Here is a 4,135-nt window from a genome sequence, read left to right on the forward strand (position 1 = left end):
CCTGTGGGAGAGTAGGACGCCGCCGAACAAATTTTGAGGAAACCCCCGCACCTTTCGGTGCGGGGGTTTTCTGTTTTCGGCAACGTTTAGGCTCGAAGTCATGCGCTATGACCTCGTCATCTTCGACAACGACGGTGTGCTCGTCGACAGTGAGCCCATCTCCAACAGACTGCTGGCCGCCCATCTGACCGAGCTCGGGCACCCGACCTCGTACGAGGACTCCATTCGTGACTACATGGGATCCGCCATGCACCGGATCCACGAGCTCGTCCTGGAGCGCACGGGGCAGCGGTTGCCGGAGGACTTCGACGACGTCTTCCACGCGCGCGTGTTCGCCGCGTTCGAGCGGGAGTTGAGGCCCGTGGCCGGTGTCGCCGACGTGCTGGAGAAGCTGACGGCGGACGGGGTGCCGTACTGCGTGGCGTCCTCCGGGAGTCATGAGCGGATCCGGGTGGGGCACCGGACGACCGGACTGGACCGCTGGTTCGAGGAGTCGAGGATCTTCAGTTCGCAGGATGTGGGACGAGGCAAGCCGGCGCCCGACCTCTTCCTGTACGCGGCCGAGCGTATGGGAGTCGCGCCGGAGCGGTGCGTGGTCGTGGAGGACAGTCCACTGGGCGTACAGGCGGCCGTGGCGGCAGGGATGGACGTCTGCGGATTCACCGCCATGACGCCCGCGTCGAGGCTCAGCCAGGCGGGTCAACTCTTCGCTGACATGAGCAAGTTGGCTGACCTGCTGGTATGACCCGAGTAGGCGTCCCGCACTGACATTTGTCATGCGGAGCTCCGGACGATCGTTTCTACTGGACGACCCGCCCCGGCGGCGAAGCTGGGGGCATGACGACGAACACGGGTTCCCAGGGCCACAGCACGCTGAAGAACTTCGCTCCGCTGATCGTGGACGTGGCGGTGCCGCTCGGTTCGTACTACCTGTTCAAGGACGGCTTCGGGATGAGCACCTTCGCGGCGCTCGCCTGGAGCAGCGTGGTGCCCGCCCTGCGGACCGGCTGGAGCGCGCTCAAGGAGCGGAAGACCAACGCACTGGCCGGCCTCATCCTCGTCGTGAACGTGGTCTCCCTGCTGCTCAGCTTCGTCTCCGGTGACCCGCGGCTGATGCTGGCCAAGGACAGCGGGGTCAGCAGTACCGTCGCGATCGGGATCCTGGTCTCCGTCGTGCTCGGCAGGCCGATGATGACCGCGGGGCTGAAGCCCTTCCTGGTGAAGGGCGACGCGGGCAAGGAGGCCGCCTGGGAGCGGCTGATGTCGGGCACCGCGGCCGGCTCGGCCGACTTCCGGCGCAGGGAGCGGGCCTTCTCGCTGGTCTGGGGCGGGGTGCTGCTGGCCGAGTGCGTGGCGCGGGTCGTGGGCGCGTACACGGTCCCGGTGGACACCATGGTCTGGCTCGGTGGGGTCGTCCTGGCCGTCGCGGTGGTGATCGGGATCGTGGTCGGCGGCGCTCTCGGTGCCGGGCCGATGGAGGCCATGATCTCCGACGAGGTGAAGGACGCCGAGTCCGCGAGCGCCGAGTCCGGGAGCACCCAGGTCGCCGTCGCCGCCTAACGGGAGCTACGGGCTGGGGAATGCCCTGCCCGCCTGACCTCCAGCGGCACGGGGTGCGTGACACCGAAAGTAAAGCTGAGGGAAATTCATCTTTGGCTGGATCTACCCACGAGTACGCCGGGGCCCTACGCTCGCCGCCATGACAGATGTGCTGCGGCGCGGCAGGGCCTCGTTGGCGTTCAGTTTCTTCGCTCAGGGCGCCACCTTCGCACTGCTCGTGACGCGTATCCCGGCCATCCAGGACCGGTACGGCGTCTCCGACGCGTTGCTCCCCGTCTTCCTGGCCGCCGTGCCGATCCTCGCCGGTGTCGGCAGCGTGACGACCGAGCAGCTGGTGAGGCGAATACGGCCCAGTCGGCTGCTGCGCTGGTCCCAGCCGGTGGTGCTGCTGGCGCTGCTCGGGGTGGGCGCGGGCGGACAGCTGGCCGGACTCGGCTCGGCCCTGGCCGCCTTCGGACTCGCGGTCGGTGCGTTGGACGCCTCGATGAACATGCTCGGGGTGAGCCTGCAGCGGACGTACGGGCGCAGCATCATGCTCAGTTTCCACGCCGTGTACAGCCTGGGCGGGATCGTGGGCGCCTCGCTGGCCTGGGTGGGCGCGCACTGGCATCTGGCGCTGTGGGTGTCCTACCTGCCGGTGGTGGCCGTGCTGCTGCCGGCGGCCCTCGTCGGGAGCCGGTGGTACGTCGACGGGGATCCGGCGCCTGCGGAGGAGGGGCAGGGGAAGACCGCGGGCGGGGGCGTCGTGTTCAAGCTGCTCCTGCCGCTGTGCCTGGTGATGACCTTCGCCTACATCGGGGACTCGACCGTCTCCAACTGGAGCGCGAAGTACCTGCAGGACGTGCTGGGGAGCTCGGAGCAGCTGGCGACGGTTCCGTACAACGTGTACATGGTGACAACGCTGCTGGGGCGGGCCATCGGGGACTTCGGGGTACGGCGGTTCGGGGCGGTGGCGGTCGTACGGCTGGGGGCGCTGGTGGCGGCGCTCGGGTTCGCCGTGGTGTCCGTGGCGCCGGGCGCCTGGGTCGGGATGCTCGGGTTCACCCTCCTGGGGCTGGGGTTGTGCGTCCTGGTGCCGCAGACCTTCGCGGCGGCGGGGCGGCTGTTCCCGGGTGCGTCGGACGTGGCCATCGCGCGGCTCAACATCTTCAACTACGTCGGTTTCCTGGTCGGTTCCCCGTTGGTGGGGGCGCTGGGGGACGCGTGGAGCTACCGCGGGGCCATGCTCGTACCGATGGTGTTGGTGCTGGTGACGTTGGCGTACGCCCGGTCGTTCGCGGCTCAACCGGACCGATACGGTGGCGGGCATGAGCGGCCGCGCACAGCTGATGTGGGACGAGGCAGTAACGGGCTATGACTTCGGGCCGGACCATCCGATGGACCCGGTCCGGCTGGTGCTGACCCGGAAGCTGGTGGGGGCCTTCGGGCTCGACCGGGACATGGACGTCGTCTCGGCGAAGCCCGCGGGGGAGTCGACGCTTCGGCTCGTCCACCGGGAGGACTACATCGAGGCGGTGAAGGCCGCGTCGGCGGATCCGGGCTCGGCGAACGGGGCGTACGGGCTGGGGACCATGGACGATCCCGCGTTCGCCGGCATGCACGAGGTGTCCGCGCTGATCGCGGGGCAGTCGGTCGGGGCGGCGGAGGCCGTGTGGCGCGGGGACGCGCTGCACGCGGTGAACTTCTCGGGCGGGCTGCACCACGCGATGCCCGGTTCTGCGTCGGGGTTCTGCGTCTACAACGACGCCTCGCTGGCGATCGCGCGGCTGCTGGAGCTGGGGGCGGAGCGGGTCGCCTATGTGGACGTCGACGTGCATCACGGGGATGGGGTGCAGGCCGCCTTCTGGGAGGATCCGCGGGTTCTGACGGTCTCGCTGCACGAGCATCCGCGTACGTTGTTCCCGCAGACCGGGTGGCCGGAGGAGACCGGGGCGGCGACGGCGGAGGGGTCCGCCGTGAACGTGGCGTTGCCGGCGGGGACCGGGGACGCGGGGTGGGTGCGGGCGTTCCACGCGGTGGTGCCCGAGCTGCTGGCCGACTTCCGGCCGCAGGTGCTGGTGACCCAGCACGGGGCCGATACGCACTTCGAGGATCCGTTGGCTCATCTCGCCGTCTCGCTCGATGCGCAGCGGGCCGTGCAGGTGGCCTGTCACGACCTGGCGCACGAGTACTCGGACGGGAAGTGGGTCGCGCTCGGTGGTGGCGGATACGCGGTGGTGGAGGTCGTGCCGCGGTCGTGGACGCATCTGGTGGGTATCGCGGCGGGGCGGGAGATCGCGCCCGAGACGGTGATTCCGGAGGGGTGGCGGCAGGAGGTCTTCGCCCGTACGCGGCAGTTGGCGCCGGCGCGGATGACCGATGGGCGGTGGCCTGTGTCCTGGGCGGACTGGGAGGCGGGGTACGACCCGGCCGATCGCTTGGACCAGGCCGTGTTGGCCGTGCGGCGGGCGGTGTTCCCGTTGCGGGGGTTGTTGGCCTAGGAGGTGGGCGGGGGGCTGGGGGTTGGGCTGGGGTTCTCGCCCCCCGCCGCCCCTGCCCGTCCCGTCCCGGGGGCGGCCGCCCCTTCGGCCCCGCG

General features: G+C 70.0%; 4 protein-coding genes. All 4 read left to right on the plus strand.

The annotated features are described in order from the left end of the window. Positions 1–100: 100 nt before the first annotated feature. The 4 genes from ACFW2E_RS00005 to ACFW2E_RS00020 all read left to right on the plus strand — a co-directional run bounded on the left by ACFW2E_RS00005 (position 101) and on the right by ACFW2E_RS00020 (position 4,040). Positions 101–745, plus strand: coding sequence for an HAD family hydrolase (locus tag ACFW2E_RS00005; RefSeq protein WP_384458798.1), 645 nt, complete (start codon positions 101–103; stop codon positions 743–745). Positions 746–837: 92 nt separating this feature from the next. Then, positions 838–1,560, plus strand: coding sequence for a VC0807 family protein (locus ACFW2E_RS00010; protein WP_384458801.1), 723 nt, complete (start codon positions 838–840; stop codon positions 1,558–1,560). Positions 1,561–1,699: 139 nt separating this feature from the next. Beyond that, positions 1,700–2,917, plus strand: a complete 1,218-nt coding sequence (locus tag ACFW2E_RS00015; protein WP_384458804.1) for an MFS transporter — start codon at positions 1,700–1,702, stop codon at positions 2,915–2,917. Then, a complete protein-coding gene (locus tag ACFW2E_RS00020; RefSeq protein ID WP_384458807.1) occupies positions 2,868–4,040 on the plus strand; it encodes an acetoin utilization protein AcuC in 1,173 nt (390 codons plus the stop codon). Before ACFW2E_RS00015 ends, ACFW2E_RS00020 begins: the two co-directional genes overlap by 50 nt. Positions 4,041–4,135: the final 95 nt, after the last annotated feature.

Origin of the sequence: Streptomyces sp. NPDC058964 (assembly GCF_042741275.1) — a bacterium.
GTDB lineage: Bacteria > Actinomycetota > Actinomycetes > Streptomycetales > Streptomycetaceae > Streptomyces.

Excerpts from the sequence above, each read along its gene's own strand:
- ACFW2E_RS00005 (WP_384458798.1), top strand. The coding sequence starts at position 101 with ATGCGCTATGACCTCGTCATCTTCGACAACGACGGTGTGCTCGTCGAC.
- ACFW2E_RS00010 (WP_384458801.1), top strand. The coding sequence starts at position 838 with ATGACGACGAACACGGGTTCCCAGGGCCACAGCACGCTGAAGAACTTC.
- ACFW2E_RS00015 (WP_384458804.1), top strand. The coding sequence starts at position 1,700 with ATGACAGATGTGCTGCGGCGCGGCAGGGCCTCGTTGGCGTTCAGTTTC.
- ACFW2E_RS00020 (WP_384458807.1), top strand. The coding sequence starts at position 2,868 with ATGAGCGGCCGCGCACAGCTGATGTGGGACGAGGCAGTAACGGGCTAT.